This is a genomic window from Bradyrhizobium sp. RDM12 (assembly GCF_051917485.1).
GTDB lineage: Bacteria > Pseudomonadota > Alphaproteobacteria > Rhizobiales > Xanthobacteraceae > Bradyrhizobium.
In genome coordinates this window covers 7,437,546-7,457,073 of sequence record NZ_CM133064.1, presented here as the reverse complement: position 1 = coordinate 7,457,073, position 19,528 = coordinate 7,437,546, and the positions used below count along the sequence as shown (strand labels likewise).

The window sequence follows — 19,528 nt, the reverse complement described above, 5'->3', positions numbered from 1 at the left end:
AGCGGCCTTTAGCCTGTCACAACCCCAGACTGAGGGCGTCGCCAATTCCCGAGTCTTCCTTTCGCGCGACTGTCAAACGCGCGTCGCGTTTGGCTAATTCAACGATGATTTCGGAGTCGCCCGTGAAGAATTCGGAAGCGATTGATCTGTCGCAGTGATTTGACGCGAGCAAGTATTCGATTTTGCAAGAAAGCCGTGGGTAGGTCCTGGTTTTCTTGCGTTTTTGATTCCGGATTGGGCGGCTTCGTGATTCCTTTTGACGGCGAGATTCGCTGTTGGGGAGAACCCATGAGTATTCGTCCGAGGACGGCCGTCTTGCGGGTTTTTCCGACCTGTAGCTGACTGTCAGTATGGATATCCTTACTGATAGTCGCCAAGTGAGCCGCCTTGAGATTGTGGAGACTGGTCGGCGTCGGCGCTGGTCGGAAGCGGAGAAACTCCGAATTGTCGAGGAAAGTTTTTCGGCGCCACGGATGGTGTCGGCGACAGCACGGCACCATGGGGTTGCGAAACAGCTTCTGTTTTCATGGCGTAAGGCCTATCGCGAAGGACAGCTTGGCGGCAGTCAGGCCGATGGATTTGTGCCAGCCCAGATTGTGCCGGAGATCCAGTCGACGACGCCTGCGACCGCGCCGGCGATGACGGGCACTTTGGAGATCGTGACCGCGAATGGCCGACGCGTGATCGTGGACCACAACGTCGATGTCGCGGTTTTGCTACGGATCATGCGAGGGCTGGAGACACTACGTTGATCCCGCTCCCGACGGGCGTGCGAGTGTGGCTGGCGACGGGCCATACGGACATGCGGTGTGGCTTTCCGAGCCTGGCTCTGCGCGTGCAGGAAGTGCTCAAGCACGATGCTATGGGCGGTGGTCTTTTCTGCTTCAGGGGCAAACGCGGCGATCTTTTGAAGGTGATTTGGCACGATGGCCAGGGAGCATGCCTTTTTACAAAAAGGCTCGAGAGAGGAAGGTTCATCTGGCCATCGGTAGCCGGTGAACCGGTGATGATCTCGCCGGCGCAGCTCTCCTATCTGCTGTCCGGGATCGACTGGCGCAACCCTCAAGAAACCCAGCGTCCGACGCGAGTGGGATAACCGTTTTTACGGTTTGAATCTGCGGCTCGATCTGATTCAATGGCTTCATGATATCGAAGCCGGACGATCTTCCATCGGACCTTGTCAGTGCCCTGGCGGCGCTGCAGGCCGAACGTGAGGCGCGACAGAAAGCCGAGGCGAAGGCCGCCAACTGGCAGGCGCAAGCCGCGAATGCGCAGGCGAAACTATCGGATACCGAGGCGCTGATCGCGCATCTCGAGCTGCGGATCGAGAAGCTCAAACGCGAACTGCACGGGCAACGATCCGAGCGCTCGGCACGCCTGCTTGAGCAGTTGGAGTTGGAACTCGAAGAACTCGTCACCACAGCGAGCGAGGATGAGCTTGCCGCACAGGCCGCAGCGGCGAAGACGCAGAACGTCCGTCCCTTCGTGCGCAAGCGACCGGTGCGCAAGCCGTGGCCGGACGATATCGAACACGAGCGCGTCGTCATCGAGGCACCAACGACCTGTGCCTGCTGTGGTGGATCGCGGCTGGCGAAGGTCGGCGAAGATGTGACCAAGACGCTGGAGGAGATCCCGCGCCGCTTCAAGGTCATTGAGACGGTGCGCGAGAAGTTCACCTGCCGCGATTGCGAGAAGATCAGCCAGCCACCGGCGCCGTTCCATGCCACGCCGCGCGGCTTCATCGGCCCACAATTGCTGGCGACCATCCTGTTCGACAAGTTCGGCATGCATATCCCGCTCAATCGCCAGAGCGCGCGCTTCAAGTGCGAGGGGATCGAGCTGTCGTTATCGACGCTGGCCGACCAGGTCGGCCACGGGACCTTCGCCGTCATGCCGCTGTTCCACTTGATCGAACGCCATGTGCTCGCCGCCGAACGCCTTCATGGCGATGACACCACCATCCGTATCCTGGCGAAGGGCAAGTGCAGGACTGGCCGGATCTGGACATATGTGCGGGATGACCGGCCGTTCGCCGGGCCTGCGCCGCCTGCGGCGGTCTATTACGCCTCAAGCGACCGACGAGGCGAGCATCCGCAGAGACATCTGGCCGCCTTCGCCGGCATCCTGCAGGCCGATTGCTATAGCGGCTTCGAGCCGCTGTTCGACCCGCAGAAGAAGGCGCTGCCGATTACACCGGCATTTTGCCTGGCCCATGCGCGGCGGGGCTTCTTCGAGCTGGCTGATATCGAGAAAAATGCTCGGGAAGGCAAGAAGGGCAAACCGGTCTCCCCGATCGCGCTGGAGGCGGTCAGGCGCCTCGACGCTCTGTTCGAGATCGAGCGCGCCGTCAATGGCCTTAGCGGCGACGAGCGGCGCGCCGTGCGCCAGGAGAAGAGCAAGCCGCTTCTCGACGACATGCATTCCTGGTTGCTCCGCGAGCGCGAAACCCTCTCGCGCTCTGCCGAGGTTCTGAAGCCCATGAATTACATGCTCAGGCGCTGGGACGGCTTCGCCGGCTTCCTCGACGATGGCAGGATCTGCTTGACCAATAATTGCGCTGAGCGCGCCCTGAGAGGCATCGCATTGGGAAGGCGGAACTGGACCTTCGCCGGTAGCGAGCGTGGTGCCGACCGTGCCGCCATCATGCTGACGATGATCACGACCTGCCGCCTCAACGACGTCGATCCAAAGGCTTGGCTCGCCGACGTCTTGGCCCGTATCGCCGATCATCCCGCATCGCGTCTGCACGAGCTGCTGCCCTGGGAATGGAAGCTCCTGCGTCAGGTCGACAAGGCCGCCGATCAGCAGGCTGCCTGACCTTCACCAAACGCCATCATAGCTCTCGCTGTGTTCGCGCGCATGCGCCAACCAGGCGGCCTTCGTCGTATGCGTACACCCATGAGCCATCCGCGCGACGATCGTCAGGACGATCTGTTTCGTCCATCTCTGGAGAAGATCATCAACCTTCGCCATCCGTTGGTGCGTCTGGCGGCGGAGATCGATTGGGACTTCCTGGCGGGACGCTTCAGTTCGGTCTGTCGCCTCGGGCCGGGGCAGCCACCGTTGCCGACACGATTGGTAGCCGGACTATTCATCCTCAAGCACATGCACAATCTCTCTGACGAGGGGCTGTGCGACAGGTGGGTCGAGAACCCGTATTTTCAGTATTTCTGCGGCGAGGTGGTGTTCCGGCACGACTTGCCATTCGATCGCTCGTCGCTGACCCGCTGGCGCCAGCGGCTGGGTGAGGAGCAGATCGCCGCGCTGTTGCAAGAAAGCCTCTCGGTGGCGCATCGAACTGGGGCAATCGAGACCAAAGATCTCGAGCGGGTCGTTGTGGATACCACCGTACAGGAGAAGGCGATCGCGCATCCGAGCGATGCGCGGCTCATGCACCGGGCGATCGAGAAGCTGGTCGGTTTGGCCAAACGCGAGAGCGTCGAACTGCGCCAAAGCTATCTGCGCGTGGCCAGGCGCGCCGCCATCATGGTGGGACGCTACACGCATGCCCACCAGTTCAAGCGTGCCCGGCGAGAGCTCAAATTCCTGCGCACCCGGCTTGGCCGCATCATCCGTGACATCAGACGCAAGATCGAGGGCGACCCTGCGCTTGAGGATCGCTTTGGTACGCTGCTCGATCTTGCCCACCGGGTTCGCCATCAAGAGCAGCGTCAGCGCGGTCCCAAGGTCTACTCGTTGCACGCCCCCGAGGTGGAGTGCATCGGCAAAGGCAAGGCCCGAGCACCTTACGAATTTGGCTGCAAAGTCTCGATTGCCACGCTTGCCACCGCGCCCAAAGGCGGGCAGTTCGTACTGCATGCCAAGGCCCTGCACGGCAATCCCTATGACGGCCACACGCTCGGTCCCGTCATCGCCGACCTCGAAAAGCTCACTGGTGTTGCAGCGCGCCGCATCCACGGCGACAAGGGCTACCGCGGCCACAACTATCCCGACCGGTTCAAGGTCTGGATCAGCGGCCAGGTTCGCCGTGTCACCAAAGCCATCCGCCGCGAGATGCGGCGTCGCGCCGCCGTCGAGCCTGTGATCGGCCATCTCAAGGACAACCACCGAATGCGCCGTAACCATCTCAAGGGTCGCGACGGCGACCGCACCAACGCCGTGCTCGCCGCCGCCGGCTACAACTTCAGCCTGCTCCGCCGCTGGCTCACCGAACTTTTATGCGGCCTGTTATGGATACTCTGTCGCCACCTATCGCAACCACACCTTGCGTAAAACGGTGCTCAGGGACGTTCTTCACGAACGACTTCGGAAGATCGATCGGTTGATCCCTCGTCAACGGCAATTCGAAATCCGAGAAGGTTTGATCGAGAACGCTTTGCATGGAGGTCGCCACGTATTCCTCTACGTTGTAGACGGGCGCGACTACCGAAATATAAGGCTGCCAGGCGTCACGTTGCTGGTTAGCATCCTAAAACGTTGTAAAGTTAGGGGTACTGCGTATCAAACTGCGCTTCGGCCAATACTTGTCCGGCTTCGGATTTAAAGATCGCAGTCCAGCGGTACGTGCCGGGGTTGCAGGGACCCATTGTGACCGCTGCCCCGGCGGGAATTCGTCCGCTAGCGGGCAAATCTACTTCTTGTCCACCACGGGGCAAATTCCCCTGAGTAAGGATCAACATGACACGTTTTGCCTGTTTCGGAAAATTGTGAATCGTAATTGCTGGACTCTTGGATATGCTCTGGCAGGGAGTCACGCCTTTCCAAAAAACTCAAAAGAAATGTCGTCTGCGAAAGCAGGCGTTGCGAGCAGCGATACAACAAAAAAATCGGCCAAGCACGAGCGGGCATCTTCGTTTTTCCTTTTAACACAAGAGCCATGGCAACTTGAGGTAGATTAGGCCTGGTCGAGGAGGGATTAATTGGGCCGGCGCATCCTCCTAATCATTAGGAACTATTAACCTAGTTTTTTAATAGTGTATGTGCCGTTATTTGGCTGATTTTCTTAAGTGGCGGGCTTCCGGTGAGACCATCATGTTCTGTTCTTGCCCTTTTTCTATTAGTCGGTTGTGCGCCTGGGCAAGACGGGCTGGGACGTCGCAGCTTGCCCTCCGGTGTTCGGGCGGCGGCATGGGATGGCTTCGGAACGTATCCTGACCAATTGCCGCGGAAATTCATCAAGACGGTCGATGAGTCTGCACTTGATATTACAGCGCTACAGCGGCAGCGCGTGTTGGCGACTTTGCGACCATATTCGGATGCTTGGTGGGCTGTTCACGATCAAATTGAAGCAGATCGCGATCGGCAACTCGCAAAAAAGATTAGTTATTTGCGTGGGTTGCGGCGCACACTCTCCATTAGACGAAAGTACCGGATCAGTGCGTTGATCTGCCGCGTCTGCGTTTTCGAGTTCACCTAGGCGAGCTGCCGATGAACGATTGCTCGATCGATGACTGTTTGCCTTATGAACAGCCGAGACAAGCAAAGTCTAGACGCTTATACGGTGCCTAGCAAAGAAGGCGCTTGATTCAATTCAATGAGCAATTCAATTTCCGCTGTTTCGAATGTCAAATGGGCAGCAGCATCCCAGATCGGCCGCGTCGCGATTCAGCTCACTAGCTTGGTCATTATTGCTCGACTGCTCCCGGCGTCGGATTTCGGGCTACTTGCAATGGCCAATGTTGTGACCAACTTTGCGATGATTATTCGCGATATGGGCACAGGCGCGGCAGTCATTCAAACAGCGGTTCTGTCCGACAAGCTGCTTGACACTGTATTTTGGTCGAATGCGGCGTTCGGGGTCTTTGCCGGTGCGCTAGTTGCGCTTGGTTCGCCCTTCATCGCGTGGATTTTCCGTGAGCCGGCTCTCGGTTCGATACTGTTACTACTCTCGATTGCTTTTCCAATCGGGGCGCTTGGAACCACCCAACTCTCGCTCCTCGAGCGCGGTGGATTTTTCCGGACGATCGCCGGTGTCGAGATTGGTTCGGCATTTGTCGGCGCTGCGGGCGGAATTTTCGCGGCCTGGCGTGGCGCGGGAATTATGAGCCTGATAGGGCAGACGCTCATTACAACAATCCTGTCAGGTTGCTGCTATTGGCTATTGTCGCGTTGGAGGCCAAAATTTCGTTGGAGCCGAGGCGAATTCACAGGCCTTTTGCAGTTCAGCGGCAATTTGGTTTCATTTAATATCGTCAACTATTTCTCTCGAAATGCTGACGCGATGATCATTGGGCGGATTCTTGGGCCCTCCGAGCTTGGGTTCTACAACATGGCCTATCGCATCATGCTGTTCCCGCTTCAAAATCTCACCTTGGTGCTGAATCGTGCATTTTTCCCCATTTTTAGCAGCAAGCAACAAGACAAGCGTTCAATCGGCCGGAACTATCTAAAGCTCCTGAAAATGATTAACTTACTCACTGCGCCGCTGATGCTCGGGATTTGGGCGGTAAGAGATCCGTTTATTATAATTACTCTCGGACCAAACTGGAAGGACTCCGCCGGCATTATCGCTTGGCTTGCGCCCACCGGCTATCTGCAATCTCTCGCCTCTACCGGCGGAACCATATTGATGGCGCTTGGGAAAACAAAATTACTTCGAAACGTTGGCTTGGTTTGTTCGCTCCTTTATCTCTCATCGTTCTTCCTTGGTGCTAGATTTGGAGCTGCTGGTGTTGCTGAGGCTTACTTTTTGCCAACATTATCACTACTGCAGTTGGCCTTGGTGTCGCGCTTTTTAAGGTCGAACTTACGCTTGTTGACCTCGCTAGAGGTCTGGCCCGCCCTTTGGTCAGCGCCGTGCTTATGGCCGCAGTGCTCGCTATGTCGCAAAAAATATGGCTCTCAGAGATGGCACCTGTTCCTACGCTTGCCGTCCTTGTTCCCAGTGGCGTGGTTGTCTATGTTATCCTCATTGTAACTCTGGCCCGCCGAGACGTTGAAGAACTTAAGCTTCTTCTTTCAAGGCGCTAACGGATCGTCATAAGAAGGCAACAATCCGAGGTCGATATAGGCTAGATGCCTCGGGTGTGTAATCGCGATGACTCCACAGACCGTACTGATCTATCGAAATAGCTTACTGCCGCTATCAGAGACGTTCATAAAGGAACAAATCTCACACTTCACAAGATGGCGGCCCATTGTGGTTGGCAGACGGCTCTTGAATGAACTTCCCCTCGATGGGCTCGATGTGCGAGTCATCGACGGGAAATCTGGCTCTTTGAGCGCTGTGCTGTCAAAATTCAGAGTGCTTTTCGGGATTGCCCCTTCTGCATTTGTGAATTCGCTGAGAGCCGAATGCCCCGCGCTACTCCACGCTCACTTCGGCATGGACGCGATCGACGCATGGCCTATAGCGCGGGCACTGGGCCTGCCGATGCTGGTGACGCTTCACGGATATGACATCAACACTAACCCCCAATGGTGGAAATCAGGTCGTGGCGGGCTTCGGATGCGCCTCTACCCACACCGTCTCTTACAATTGGCGGTCGAACCTCGGGTGAGATTTGTCGCCGTCTCGGACGCGTTGCGCCAACGAGCGATCGAGTATGGCATTCCGTCGGAGAAAATCGAGGTAAGCTATATTGGAATCGATTCGACGAGATTTCGGCCCGGTCAGGTTCCAATTTGCCAGCGCGATCTTCAGGTTTTGTTTGTTGGCCGGTTGGTGGAAAAGAAAGGGTGTCGAGTTCTGATCGAAGCCATGGCGCGTGTGCGGCAGCAGTTGCCACAGGCGAAGTTGACGGTGATTGGTGATGGAGTTCTCCGTGGCGAGCTGGAGGTGCAAGCCGCAAAACAGGGCGCGCCAGTCACTTTTCTGGGTGCGCGTTCGACCGATGATGTCAAAGCGGAAATAAACAAATCTAGGGTCCTGTGCCTCCCTAGCATTACTGCAAGCAGTGGTGATGCAGAAGGATTTGGGATTGTTTTGCTTGAAGCGCAGGCTTCGGGAGTGCCTGTCGTGACTTCTGCTCTTGGCGGAGCAACAGAAGGGATTCTTGAGGGAGCAACCGGTTTTTCCTTCACAGCAGGAGATGTATCAACGCTCGCTGCAATCTTGACGCGGTTGCTAACAGATGAGGCGCTACTAATAAAAATGTCGCACGAGAGTGAAAGGTTCGTGGCGCAGCGGTTTGACCTCGGCAAATGTTCCGAAAAGATGGAGGCAATCTACGACGCGGTTCGTAAACAGTCGCGGCCGGTGGTGCAGCGGAATAGCACCGTATCTAATGGAGCTGAGATATCATACTGATATTGCGGCGCTCGATGGCGCGTTGCTCTACGGCGCAATTCGAATCCTGGAACGCGCTTTATCATCCATGTAAGGGCCTTCCGGTCTTTCAACGCCAACCGGAGCGCCATCAAAACTGCACGCCTGGGCTCCTCCCTGAAATGTTTTCGAAATGTTGTTCGAAAGTAGAATGCGGCTGCAGCGTCAGGCGCAATCAGTTTTTCGGCGACATCTAACCAGAAGAGCGCTGGCCCAATCGCTTTTTGCTGAGAAACTCTACCCGTTGTAGAGCCATCCCAGTAGACTGCGAGTGGCTCGTGAAAATAAGAGTACTGAGCGCCACTAGCGATTAATCGCAATACAAAATCCCAATCCTGATGCCGTCGTAACCGGTCATCAAAGCGGACAAATCGTGCGAGCTTAGTCGGAACAAACAATGTTGATGTTTGAAATGTGCAAAAATGGATGAGAAAGTATCGACTGATATCTTCGCCGAAGTATGGCGGACGCGCATTATACAGATTGCTTTGCCCTAGCGGTCCCCGATCAACTATGACATTGGCGCAAGCAAAAACTTTGTCATGTTGGTCGCGCAATTGTTCGAGTTGTGTCGCAAATTTTTCTGGTAGCCAGCGATCATCTGCATCAAGCAACGCAACAAACCGGCCACGAGCGGCATCGATACCGGTGTTCCTGGCGGCGCTGCCGCCGCGGTTTGCTTCGTGGTGAATAACGCGAATACAGGGATCCATCGAGCGTATAAATTTCTCATCGATCGGATCTGAAGACGCGTCATCGACCAGAATTATTTCTAACGGTTTGGGTGACTGCGTGAGTGCGCTTTGAACCGCCCCAATAATTCGGTCAGGACAATTATAGACAGGTATAACAACGGAAATGGAGGCGTCGCCAGTTTGCAAGGCAAAGTCCCTGACTAGTAATGATAGCCTTCCTTTAGCTCTTTCGGCACTTCCTCGCAACCTCCGCGCGTCGACGTGACAGAAAGTGATATTCACGGAAAGTGAAACGGGTTAGGAGGTGGCTTTTAGCTGCGTCTCAATCGGGTCAATATATCCGATAGCCCAATGGCGCCAGGTTCTGTTGTTAAGCCCTCAATGAAGGCGAAGATATCACACTGGGCCTTGATGCGCTTATCGTAGTCGTGATGATGGGCTCGGTCATCAATGTATGATGCAATCGGCGTTGCGACTCCTAACTTCCGTACTTCCGTGATTTTGGCGCCGTACAGAGCAACTCGATAGGCGAATAAGGCATACTGCACACAAAGATCGAAGCGATTGATGAACTCTGCCGGTTCCGATGCTGTTGGAATGCCATCGTCAGGTCCGCGCGTGCGAGCTCGATCTGTATAAGATCCATTGCTCGAGCGACGATGGTTCGGCTGAACATTTTCATGACGGTCTTCAATTGGTCGAGCTTCTGGGCTCTCCGCGCAGTGACCAGGCCGTAGGCGAGTCAGGCTTTGGATCCACGTCGCCGATCAGTTCATTGCGGCACGGTCGTCACCAAGGTCGGAGCCGCAAAACAGCTTCTAAAGCGCTGCCATTTAAGGCCCGTTCCGCGGCGCTGATCGACGGGCAGATGCGGCCGTCGTCGAGGAAGCGGCAGAACCGCGCCAGCGTCTAGGACAAGCAATTTTCACGATCTCGTGATATCTGTGCGTCGGACGTCGACGATTCGCTACACTCCTCGGGACCTATCGATAGACTAGAGGATTTCCGGTGACGAAGGGCCCCAGCTGGCTCCGCTTTTGGAGCGGAAGTCGGATCGCGAAGATAAACCTTACGCTTATTCTGTTGTTGGCCATCGTGCGGCTTCAGCCGGTCTTCTTGTTAGGAGAAACGAAGCTTGCGCCTGGCACTTCCAGCGATGGGAGTGGCGATGCCCTTCGTCAAGTTCTCTACGTTGGATTCTTTGCCTCAGTTCTCTTAAACAGCTTTGCGCGTCAAGGAGCGCGCGCGTTGCTGCAGGTGCCGATCGGACTTGCCATTGTACTCGTCTGGTGCGGCATGAGCGTCATTTGGGCGATCGAGCCGGACATTGCGTTACGACGCGTTGTATTTACGTCAGTGGTTACACTCTCTCTGGTGCTTACCGTTCGTGCCCTTCCCTATGATGATGCCGTGGGAATTCTTTCGACCATATTTGCTGCTGTTGTGGTAGCGGACTGGTTGGTCGTAGGGCTGTTCACCGATGCCGTTCACCAAGGTGGAAATCTCGTACAAGATCCTAACTTAGCGGGAAGTTGGCGCGGCATCCACGATAACAAGAACGAAGCCGGCGCAGTTTGCGCCATCGCCTGCCTGTTCTTTTTGCATCTGACCGTGAAATATCGATCGTTCATCTCCGGTCCGGTGTTGATCATTCTGTCTCTTGTGTTTCTGTACATGACGTCGTCGAAGACGTCGTTTGGATTTATGTTTGTGGCTGCTCTGATTGGTTTGATGTCCAACCTTTGCCTGTCCCGCCCCGTTCTGCGCCGCGTGGTCCTCGTTGGATTGGTGGTGATACCTCTTTCCGCCGTGGCTCTGGATCTTATTCCATACGAGCTGATTCAGAGCACATTCGACGACCCTACGGGGCTCACGGGTCGGGTGCAGATATGGCCGGTCATTATCAACTATCTAAGGGATCATCCCTGGCTCGGGGCTGGCTACGGTTCGTTCTGGTCGATAGGCTCCGGTAGTCCTATCCTGGATTACGCCTCGAACTGGGTGACGACCATCAATCACGCCCATAATGGATATTTGAACCTTGCGCTTCAAATCGGGGTGCCCGGAGCAATTATTGCGATCCTCACCCTCGTCGTCCTCCCGCTGCATTCTCTGTTTTCGAAGCCGCTTGCTCCCGATGCGTCGCGGTGGTTGCTGAGCGCGGTTCTTTCGTTCTGCTGGTTGCGAGATTTGTTGGAAAGTTCGCTCCTGAATCGCGACGACGCTGCCTGGGTGGTTGCGGTCATTATGTATTCCCTCCTCGCTGGCGCGATTGCTGGCGCACCGGCAGTTCCGGCGGAAAAGATGATCGATGAACTTGAAGACAAAAGCTTGCATCCGGATCTGGCGATTGGACGATAAGCGCCTCAATGACCCCCTTCGCCCTTGGCGAGACCCGCGTTTGTCGGCCGAAGCCAACCCCTGTGCCAATTTTGCGTGAGCGACGATATGCGCCGATCTGAAACTGCGGTCGTGATGGGCGGCATGCTTGTCCAGCAAGTCACCGCATTTTTGGCGAGCGTCTGCATCGCTCGCTATCTTGGGGCTCGCGGCTTTGGCGAAGTTGCCATTCTTAAAAACCTGTCGACGTTCGTTCTGATCCTGGCCCCCTTGGGCTCGACCTGGCGCTATTGAAGCACGGCACATTTTATCCGCCGGACTCGCGCGAGTTTTGCGGTCTATGGACGTGCTCTCGTGCTTTGGTTCTTGCGCTAAACTTGATCATGCTTCTCCTTGTGGCTGTTGCAGTCGGTCCCCTGCTTCAAGCAGTTTACGCGGACGTTAGCGACTTTTCATATCTGTGCGCAGTCGCAATGCTAGGAATGATATTCGCGGCGGATGTTCAGATATCGGGAGCCATTTATCGTGTCCTCGGGCGGATTAATGCTTACTCAGTCGCGGTGAACTATTGTCAAAGCCTGCTGCGCTTGGCACTCACAATGCTCGTGCTAATTCGCGGTGGGGGTCGCTGCGGTTATTTGGGTCAATTCGATTGCATATCTCAGTTCGTTTGTCGCTCTCTCCTATCTTGATTACAGGAACACCCAAGTCGGTTTGGTGGTGTCAGCACAAGGGGCGCGCCTGTCACTCGCGGTCCTGGGCGAGTCCCTCTGGATGGCAGCTTCGCTGCTCATCTATCAGGCCATGCGCTTTATGGATGTCCTGGTGCTAGGGGCGCTCACCAATACGCAGATCACAGGTCAGTACAATGCGATCAGCGGCATCGCGCAGATCATACAAATTTATCCGATGGCCGCTTCCCAGATGATGGGCCCGCGCATCGCGGAGCTTTATCGGCAGGGTAATCTGGTTGAGATCATCTCAGAGCTGATGCGGTATCTCCACCGTGCGAGGCTTCTTGGTGGCTATATGTTTGCAGGGGTTGCCATCTTTGGAGCGCAGCTGGACCTTGTGTTCGGAAAGGGATTTCAGTTCTCTTGGCAACTGCCGATGCTGCTTGCGACAGGTTGGTACGCCAGTGCGATCCTCTCTCCGTTCGGTTATGTGCTTTCAATGACCGGCCGGCACAGGTCTGAAGTCGGAATTCTAGGTCTGGGAGTCGGATGTCTGTTGCTATCCCTGTTCGTCTTCATACCTTACTTTGCCGATGTCGGTGCGGCGTTGTCCGTTCTGCTCGCGTTTCTCGTAGTCAATGTCGTCCGATGTGCGTATGTCGTTCGCATCTTGAAGAAAAACCCGCTTTTCCTGGCGCGATCTCTCGACCCCGCTTCTCTTTCTGATGGGAGCGTTCGTCTCGAAGGAACTTGGCGGCACGTTGCTTGATCGATCGCTGGTCTCTTTGGTCGCCGAGTGTGCTCTCTATTCGTGTCTCTCTGCGGTGACGTATTTGTTCCTGTCTCTGAGCGGATCTGAAAGATCTAGCCTCTACAATCGTGTTGCTGCCTATGCGAGAGTGAGATGATCCGAACCGTTGCAATTGTAGCGCCTCACTTCCCCGAATACACCCTGCGATTGGCGGCGGCTCTTTCCAGCAGCTGCAGGGTGCTCGTGTGCGTCGACAGAGCTCAATTGGACGCGGAGTATGAGGGAAGGGAAACTCCGGCACTGGCGTCCTCAGGAGAAAAAATTACTTCCGACTTCAAGACGCTCGGCGACCTTTTGCATCTTGCGTGGACTATCGTCAGAGTTAAGCCGGATGTGCTTCATCTTCAGGAGGCGGTTGGTCCGCGGCGAAGGCTATTCAATGCCGTGCTTGCAGCGCTCGTGAAGCCATTTGGCAAGATCGCGCTTACCGTCCACGACCCAGCTCCCCATCCGGGGCGTGACGGCGAGAAGGGCCGTCGCGCGCAATTTCTCCGGGATTACGTGCGGAGGAGGTCAGATTTTGTGGTTGTTCATGGGCAGTATTGTCTCGATCAATACATGAAGCTCGGCCCGCCGGTCCGCCAAAAGGTCATCCTGAGCGCTCATGGGGTGATACTTTCGCCGGCCATCGAGCGACGCCCTCCAGATGATCCTTTGCAGATGTATCTGTTTGGCCGAATGGAGAGCTACAAGGGAATAGAGATTTTTGCGAAGCGGTCGAGATTCTGCACGAACAGATGGTTCCGTTCCGCCTGACCATCGCCGGAAAGGGTCCCGAGCTCGATCGTCTGCAGAGCCGTTTTAGCAAATTGCCCGAAGTTCGTATTTTCAACGGGTTCGCTCCCCCCGTCGACGTGATCAATTCGCTGCAAGAGTCCCATTGCGTGGTAGTGCCTTATACGAGTGCAACGCAGAGCGGTATTGCGGCCGCGGCGCTTGCGAACCATCGCTTCGTCATCGCCAGTCGTATCGGAGGACTGGTGGACGTCGTGACAAATATGAAAAATGGATTGCTGGTCGAGGCCGGGGACGTCCTAAGTCTGGTCGAGGCAATCAAGCTGGTTGCGGCAGACTCGGCCCTGCGGGAATCTCTGATGGCCGGAGCGCAAAAAAGCGCGGCCACGGATCTGAACTGGGATGTAATTGCTTCGGAAATTGCAAGAACGTTTTTCGGGTCGCAAACCGCTGATGACGCGCGTGGCTAATTGTTAGAAATGTATTAGGACAATCCTACGGTCGCCGGCCATTTTGCGGTTAGTGAGGTGCCGTCGGGCGAAGGCTGAGGAATGTTTGTGGCTCCTTTCATGCATGGTGGGACGTGCGCGATCTGAGAATCGAGCGGATCGGTTACTTGGAAGAGGCTGACGTTTATGACGTTCAAGTACAGAGCCGATATTGACGGCCTTCGCGCCGTGGCCGTCGTACCGGTTGTCTTATTTCACCTTGGGGTACCGATACTTCAGGGTGGGTTCGTTGGCGTTGATGTATTCTTCGTTATCTCCGGCTTCTTGATCACGACGATTATCAATGAGGAGCTAGATCATCGGACATTTTCTCTAGCGAAGTTCTATGAGCGCAGAATAAGGCGAATTTTGCCGGCGCTTTTCGTCATGATGATCGCGGTTGCCTTGGCTGGCTGGGTCGTCCTTCTTCCGGCCGAGTTCAAGAACTTTGGTCAAAGCTTGACCGCGACGGCTTTGTTCTCATCCAATCTCTTGTTCTGGTTCCAGGGCATGGACTACTTCGATGGTCCAGCCGACCTAAAGCCACTGCTTCACACCTGGTCGCTCGCCGTTGAAGAGCAGTACTACATCGTGTTTCCGTTAGTTCTTGCGTTGGTCGAGGGCAAGCGAAGCCGTTTAATTCTGTTTGTACTGATATCGGCTGCGTCATTCGCTTTGAGCCAATGGTATCTGGGAACGCGACCCTCGTCGGCCTTTTATCTTCCTCAGAGCAGGTGCTGGGAATTGCTGGCCGGCTCGTTAGTCGCCGTCCGGTTTGGCCGAATTCGGCTGTCTGAGCGAGTAGTTAACATTGCGACTGCCCTTGGTCTAATATTGGTGCTTACACCTATGTTCTTCTACTCGGTGGATACGCGGTTTCCCGGGGTTACAGCGATCCCGCCTGTACTCGGCACGGCGCTTATATTGGCGAGCGGTGAAAACGTCAGTCTGTTCAATGTGCTTCGATCCCGCTGTTTGTGCTCATTGGTCGGCTGTCCTATTCGCTCTACCTTTGGCATTGGCCTTTAATTGTTTTATACAAATATTACTATGTTGCCTCTACTCTCTCCTGGAGCGAGCAGGTCGGTCTCTTCGTCGCGTCTTTCGGTTTCGCAGCGTTGAGTTTCGTAGCGGTCGAGCGGCCCGTGAGAAACCTGAGAATGCCCAGGCTTGCCTGGTTTCAGTTCGCCGGCGCTTCGGTTATTATCGTTTGTACCATCGGGACTTCCACTCATTTGCTGAAGGGAATACCGTCGCGTCTTCGAAACTACGATCCTCCACTCGAAGCCAAGGCAGACATAAAGCTGGGCGCGAACTGTTGGATGGGATTGGGGTCGACTGGATCGGAGTGGAGAGGTCGCGCCTGCCAGATCACTTCCGGCAGTCATCTTGCGATCCTTTGGGGTGACTCGTTTGCGTTTCATTACGTAGCGGGCCTGCAGGATATTTCCGGCAAGCTCGATCTTCAAACCCTGCTCTTAGCTAGATCGGGATGCCCCCGATACTTGACTTCGATCACCCGCTCGAGCCGAGCTGTCGGACGTTCAACGATAATGCGTTGCGCCGCATTCGCGAGTTGCGGCCGGAGGTTGTGATCATGTCGGCACGATGGATCGTCCATGCGCTCAACGCTAACAGCAAGGCACGAATGCTCGGTGGTCTTCAGAAAACGATACAATTGTTGAACTCGGAGAATATCAAGTTGATTGTCATAGGTCAGAGCCCATCATTCGAGTTTCCAAACTCGTATGATTATATTTTCCGGAGCCTTCGCCGAGCGGCGCATGAACCGGTAACGGCGACGCTTTCGACCCAGATGGATTTGTCGCGCGACTTGGCCTCGGTTGCCGACGAAACTACCGGCAACCTAGAATATTTTGATCCTACTCCCGTCCTATGCGACGGCACGAATTGCGTGTTGAAAAAGGAGTATGGTCTCTTTACGCTGGATGGGGACATTTGGTTCGCGCCGCAAGCGATCAGGTCATCGAGCGCTTGGTGCAGTTCGACTGCCGTCATCGCAAATTTCTCTTTCCTCGCTGCGCGGACCTATCGCAAAACTAGAGAGCGGCCGCCGATTGCATGTGCTCGGGCTATCGAAGTGGCGCTATGCGGACCATGTTATGCCACGGTTTGGAGCAGTATGCAGGGCTGGAGTCTGGCGGGTGAATTCCTCGGTCTCACCGCTGTTTCGGTGTGTCATTACAACTGGTAAATGTGAGGACGGGGTGGTTTCCGCCAACTGCTTTTTCTAGCGAAAGACGACAAACAAGCTTAATTGGAACTAAGTTTATTTGGTTTTTGCCCTTTCCAGCTCAATGAGGGTTAAATTCCATGCTTCCTTTGGATCTGATCGGGAGCATCGAACTTTCTACCTCTCAATTCCGCGAGGCGTCGGTGCTTGCGAGAGGGGGCCTAACCTGCAAGGGATGAGAGCTGAATCCGTGCCGCGACGCTGGGATAAAAGGCCTTTTGTTTGGGGGCATCGCAGCATAACCTACGGCTTTCGAGCGTTCTGAGGCAACCTAAGATGGATATGAGAACCGTCGATCGTTCAATAGAGCGGAATGCGCTTGCCATTCTTGCGGCGATTTGGCGGCAAAGAGTTGTCTTTCTCGTCACCTCCTCAACGCTATTCTTCGCAACCTTTGTTGGCTTCCTGCTTATGGAGCCGGTTTATGAGGGGTCTACGCTTCTTATTGTTGGTCAAACGAGCCTTCATCAGTCGGCCGACGGAACACAACGAGGCGCCGAATTCAACGCATCGCTAGCCCGCATCGCTCAGAGCGATGAGGTAGTTCGGCGCGCGGCCGATCAGGTTGGTATAAAACGGATCGTTGCCAATCCTGATAGTGCCCCGACGTCTCTGCTATTGACGCTTCGGTCCCATTTGGGATTGGGGACGGCTGCGAAATCAGACGCTCCCTCGTCCGAGTATTGGTTGCCACGGCTTTTGAAGCAGATCAACGTCAGAGCCGAGCCACAGGACTAAACCGCTCGCGCGGTAGGGCACGACGGCCGGCAGCACGGCTGAGGGATAGCGCAACGAGGCGTCCTGTCTTGAGATGAGGGGTTGCAACAACCTCACTCAAGACAGGAGCATCCCCATGACCGACGAGGCAATGAGCCCGTTGCGCCGGCGCATGATCGAAGACATGACGATCCGCAGGCTGGCCCCGAAGACCCAACATGACTACGTGCAAAGGGTCAAGAACTTCGCCGCATTTCTCGAGCGCTCGCCGGATACGGCGAGCTTCGAAGACGTGCGCCGCTATCAACTGCACCTGGCCGCGAGCGGCGTTGGTGTGCCGACCATCAATCAGACGGTTTCGACACTGCGGTTCTTCTTCCGGGTCACGCTGAGGCGCCACGAGATCGTTGAGCATACGCATGTCATTCACGAGCCTCGCAAGCTGCCGGTGGTGCTGAGCCCCGAGGAAGTGGCGCGGCTGCTCGATGCCGCACCCGGGCTCAAATACAAGGCGGCGCTGAGCGTGGCCTACGGCGCCGGCCTGCGCGCCACCGAGGTCATCTCGCTCAAGGTCGCCGACATCGACAGCAAGCAAATGATCATTCGCGTCGAGCAGGGCAAAGGCGGCAAGGACCGTAACGTCATGCTCTCACCACTGCTGCTCGATCTGCTGCGCACCTGGTGGCGGGCGGCGCGGCCCCGGGGTTGGCTATTTCCAGGCCGCGATCCGGCCCAGCCGATGACGACACGGCAGCTCAATCGCGCCTGTCATGCCGCCGCCCAAATGGCCGAGATCCACAAGCGCGTGTCGCTGCATACCCTGAGGCACAGCTTCGCCACCCACCTCTTGGAGCAGAACATCGACGTCCGCGTGATCCAGGTGCTGCTCGGTCACGCCAAGCTCGACACCACGGCGCTCTATACCCGCGTCGCCACCAAGACGATCAGCGAGGTCATGAGCCCGCTGGAGCACATCGCGATCAAACTGAAGGAGGACCGGCCGCCCGGCTGACCTGGCGCGCATGTCGCGCCCGGCCTTGGAGGTTGCGGATATCTTCCGCGACCATGGCCCGGCATGGCGCAAAGCCCATGCCGGTCATGTCGGCCTCCAGCAATTGAAGGTGATGTCAGCAATCGAGCGCTGCCGCACGGCCGCTCTCGGCGGCCATGTCGCGCGCTGTGCGGACTGCGCCTATACCACCATCGCCTACAACTCCTGTCGCAACCGCCATTGCCCAAAGTGCCAGGGCGCCGCCGCGAAGGACTGGCTCACCGACCGCGAGGCGGAGCTGTTGCCGGTGCCGTACTATCACGTGGTGTTCACGCTCCCGGCGTCGATCGCCGACATCGCCTATCACAACAAGGCCGCCATCTACGACCTGCTGTTCAAAGCCTCGGCCGAGACCTTGACCACGATCGCGGCCGACCCAAAACACCTCGGCGCCCGCATCGGCGTCACCTCGGTTCTCCATACCTGGGGCTCGGCCATGACCCATCACCCGCACGTCCACATGATCGTGCCGGGCGGCGGCATCTCGCTCGACGGCGAGCGTTGGGTGGCGTGCCGGGTGGGCTTCTTCCTCCCCGTGCGCGTGCTCTCGCGCCTGTTCCGCCGGTTGTTGCTGGAGAAGCTGATCGCCGCCCACAACGCCGGCCGCCTCCAATTCTTCGGCAACCATGCTGCTCTCGCCGACCCGCAGGCGTTCGCAGCCTATCTGGCGCCGCTGCGCCGAGCCGAATGGGTGGTCTATGCCAAGCGCCCGTTCGGCGGGCCACAGGCTGTGCTGGCCTATCTATCGCGCTATACCCACCGCGTCGCCATCGCAAACAGCCGGCTGATCGCCTGCGACCGCACCGGCGTCACCTTCCGATGGAAGGACTATCGCGCCGAGGGTCGCGACCGCCAGAAGCTCATGACACTCTCAAGCAGCGAGTTCATCCGCCGCTTCCTCATCCACGTCCTGCCGCAAGGCTTCCACCGCATCCGTCACTACGGCCTGCTCGCCAGTGGCACCCGCGCCGATAACATCGCTCGCGCGCGTGAGCTGCTCGCCGCTGCAAATTCTGAAGGTCAGCCCATCACTGCCGCCGCCGATCAAACCAAGCCGAGCTGCCCATGCTGCGGCGGTCGCATGGTCGTCATCGAGGTCTTCGAGCGCGGTGCTACGCCACGACATCGGCCAACAGCTCCAACGAACCGCATCAGGATCGACACCTCATGACCGCGTCACAATCCCGCAAAACGGCTTATCGCGCGCGCTGCCTCTCGACCGGCCATGGCAGAGCGCGCCCAGATATCCGCCAGCCGCCGCAAATCGTCCGCCAATCCACCCCGTTCAACGCGGCAGGCCCCTCATTCATGAGCTGCTCCGCCCTCGGCCAGCTCGCCGAACCGGCTCAATTCCAATCAAACACATCATCCGCGGCACGCAAATCCCCATAGCCCACGCCGCGCCACCCACATGCCTCACCCGCGGTTTCCTCCCTTGAGGCTTTCGGACGCCGGCCCTCGTGTGCGCGGCAACACCGTCATGGGGCCGGCATCCGAAAACCTTCACAAACTCGGACATTATCCGGATCGCCGTCA

16 protein-coding genes and 1 pseudogene are annotated in these 19,528 nt (G+C 56.7%); 16 read left to right on the top strand and 1 reads right to left on the bottom strand.

Going from position 1 to position 19,528, the window contains the following annotated elements; translation table 11 throughout:
- Positions 1 to 350: 350 nt before the first annotated feature.
- The 6 genes from tnpA to ACTGJ9_RS36285 all read left to right on the top strand — a co-directional run bounded on the left by tnpA (position 351) and on the right by ACTGJ9_RS36285 (position 8,209).
- Complete coding sequence (gene tnpA, locus ACTGJ9_RS36310) at positions 351 to 752, top strand: IS66-like element accessory protein TnpA (protein WP_456674923.1); 402 nt, start codon at positions 351 to 353, stop codon at positions 750 to 752.
- Between the two features lie 50 nt (positions 753 to 802).
- Entirely contained in the window at positions 803 to 1,096 is a 294-nt protein-coding gene (gene tnpB, locus ACTGJ9_RS36305) for an IS66 family insertion sequence element accessory protein TnpB (protein WP_456678411.1), read from the top strand.
- A 47-nt stretch (positions 1,097 to 1,143) separates the two neighbouring features.
- Complete coding sequence (tnpC, locus tag ACTGJ9_RS36300; RefSeq protein WP_456674922.1) at positions 1,144 to 2,817, top strand: IS66 family transposase; 1,674 nt, start codon at positions 1,144 to 1,146, stop codon at positions 2,815 to 2,817.
- Positions 2,818 to 2,898: 81 nt separating this feature from the next.
- Positions 2,899 to 4,233: an IS5 family transposase gene (locus tag ACTGJ9_RS36295; protein ID WP_456674946.1), complete on the top strand. Its 1,335-nt coding sequence runs from the start codon at positions 2,899 to 2,901 to the stop codon at positions 4,231 to 4,233.
- 1,261 nt (positions 4,234 to 5,494) lie between these two features.
- Complete coding sequence (locus ACTGJ9_RS36290; RefSeq protein WP_456674945.1) at positions 5,495 to 6,877, top strand: lipopolysaccharide biosynthesis protein; 1,383 nt, start codon at positions 5,495 to 5,497, stop codon at positions 6,875 to 6,877.
- Positions 6,878 to 7,117: 240 nt separating this feature from the next.
- Positions 7,118 to 8,209 carry a glycosyltransferase gene (locus tag ACTGJ9_RS36285; RefSeq protein WP_456674944.1) on the top strand — a complete coding sequence of 364 codons (1,092 nt, stop codon included), beginning with the start codon at positions 7,118 to 7,120 and terminating at the stop codon, positions 8,207 to 8,209.
- On the opposite strand, the gene ACTGJ9_RS36280 is transcribed toward ACTGJ9_RS36285, so the two are convergent.
- A complete protein-coding gene (locus ACTGJ9_RS36280; protein WP_456674943.1) occupies positions 8,128 to 9,108 on the bottom strand; it encodes a glycosyltransferase family 2 protein in 981 nt (326 codons plus the stop codon). The genes ACTGJ9_RS36285 and ACTGJ9_RS36280 overlap by 82 nt on opposite strands.
- An 822-nt stretch (positions 9,109 to 9,930) precedes the next feature.
- Between ACTGJ9_RS36280 and ACTGJ9_RS36275 the strand changes: the two genes are divergently transcribed.
- The 10 genes and pseudogenes from ACTGJ9_RS36275 to ACTGJ9_RS36230 all read left to right on the top strand — a co-directional run bounded on the left by ACTGJ9_RS36275 (position 9,931) and on the right by ACTGJ9_RS36230 (position 19,163).
- Positions 9,931 to 11,283, top strand: a complete 1,353-nt coding sequence (locus tag ACTGJ9_RS36275; protein ID WP_456674942.1) for an O-antigen ligase family protein — start codon at positions 9,931 to 9,933, stop codon at positions 11,281 to 11,283.
- Positions 11,284 to 11,358: 75 nt separating this feature from the next.
- Positions 11,359 to 11,556, top strand: a complete 198-nt coding sequence (locus tag ACTGJ9_RS36270) for a hypothetical protein (RefSeq protein WP_456674941.1) — start codon at positions 11,359 to 11,361, stop codon at positions 11,554 to 11,556.
- Positions 11,557 to 12,036: 480 nt separating this feature from the next.
- Positions 12,037 to 12,705: a lipopolysaccharide biosynthesis protein gene (locus tag ACTGJ9_RS36265; protein WP_456674940.1), complete on the top strand. Its 669-nt coding sequence runs from the start codon at positions 12,037 to 12,039 to the stop codon at positions 12,703 to 12,705.
- A gap of 135 nt (positions 12,706 to 12,840) precedes the next feature.
- A complete protein-coding gene (locus tag ACTGJ9_RS36260; protein ID WP_456674939.1) occupies positions 12,841 to 13,503 on the top strand; it encodes a hypothetical protein in 663 nt (220 codons plus the stop codon).
- Positions 13,485 to 13,952 carry a glycosyltransferase gene (locus ACTGJ9_RS36255; RefSeq protein WP_456674938.1) on the top strand — a complete coding sequence of 156 codons (468 nt, stop codon included), beginning with the start codon at positions 13,485 to 13,487 and terminating at the stop codon, positions 13,950 to 13,952. Before ACTGJ9_RS36260 ends, ACTGJ9_RS36255 begins: the two co-directional genes overlap by 19 nt.
- 165 nt (positions 13,953 to 14,117) lie before the next feature.
- On the top strand, positions 14,118 to 14,999 hold the full coding sequence (locus ACTGJ9_RS36250; protein ID WP_456674937.1) for an acyltransferase family protein: 882 nt from the start codon (positions 14,118 to 14,120) through the stop codon (positions 14,997 to 14,999).
- A 131-nt stretch (positions 15,000 to 15,130) separates the two neighbouring features.
- Positions 15,131 to 16,185: pseudogene (locus ACTGJ9_RS36245) on the top strand (SGNH hydrolase domain-containing protein).
- A 315-nt stretch (positions 16,186 to 16,500) separates the two neighbouring features.
- Positions 16,501 to 16,962, top strand: coding sequence for a hypothetical protein (locus ACTGJ9_RS36240; protein WP_456674936.1), 462 nt, complete (start codon positions 16,501 to 16,503; stop codon positions 16,960 to 16,962).
- A 115-nt stretch (positions 16,963 to 17,077) separates the two neighbouring features.
- Positions 17,078 to 17,953: a tyrosine-type recombinase/integrase gene (locus tag ACTGJ9_RS36235; protein WP_456673554.1), complete on the top strand. Its 876-nt coding sequence runs from the start codon at positions 17,078 to 17,080 to the stop codon at positions 17,951 to 17,953.
- Between the two features lie 10 nt (positions 17,954 to 17,963).
- Positions 17,964 to 19,163: an IS91 family transposase gene (locus tag ACTGJ9_RS36230; RefSeq protein ID WP_456673553.1), complete on the top strand. Its 1,200-nt coding sequence runs from the start codon at positions 17,964 to 17,966 to the stop codon at positions 19,161 to 19,163.
- The last annotated feature ends 365 nt before the right edge of the window (positions 19,164 to 19,528 follow it).

Bases quoted from the DNA above. Each gene is read 5' to 3' on its own strand.
- tnpA (WP_456674923.1), top strand. From the start codon at position 351: ATGGATATCCTTACTGATAGTCGCCAAGTGAGCCGCCTTGAGATTGTG.
- tnpB (WP_456678411.1), top strand. From the start codon at position 803: ATGCGGTGTGGCTTTCCGAGCCTGGCTCTGCGCGTGCAGGAAGTGCTC.
- tnpC (WP_456674922.1), top strand. From the start codon at position 1,144: ATGATATCGAAGCCGGACGATCTTCCATCGGACCTTGTCAGTGCCCTG.
- ACTGJ9_RS36295 (WP_456674946.1), top strand. From the start codon at position 2,899: ATGAGCCATCCGCGCGACGATCGTCAGGACGATCTGTTTCGTCCATCT.
- ACTGJ9_RS36290 (WP_456674945.1), top strand. From the start codon at position 5,495: ATGAGCAATTCAATTTCCGCTGTTTCGAATGTCAAATGGGCAGCAGCA.
- ACTGJ9_RS36265 (WP_456674940.1), top strand. From the start codon at position 12,037: ATGGCAGCTTCGCTGCTCATCTATCAGGCCATGCGCTTTATGGATGTC.
- ACTGJ9_RS36260 (WP_456674939.1), top strand. From the start codon at position 12,841: ATGATCCGAACCGTTGCAATTGTAGCGCCTCACTTCCCCGAATACACC.
- ACTGJ9_RS36255 (WP_456674938.1), top strand. From the start codon at position 13,485: ATGGTTCCGTTCCGCCTGACCATCGCCGGAAAGGGTCCCGAGCTCGAT.
- ACTGJ9_RS36250 (WP_456674937.1), top strand. From the start codon at position 14,118: ATGACGTTCAAGTACAGAGCCGATATTGACGGCCTTCGCGCCGTGGCC.
- ACTGJ9_RS36240 (WP_456674936.1), top strand. From the start codon at position 16,501: ATGGATATGAGAACCGTCGATCGTTCAATAGAGCGGAATGCGCTTGCC.
- ACTGJ9_RS36235 (WP_456673554.1), top strand. From the start codon at position 17,078: ATGACCGACGAGGCAATGAGCCCGTTGCGCCGGCGCATGATCGAAGAC.
- ACTGJ9_RS36230 (WP_456673553.1), top strand. From the start codon at position 17,964: ATGTCGCGCCCGGCCTTGGAGGTTGCGGATATCTTCCGCGACCATGGC.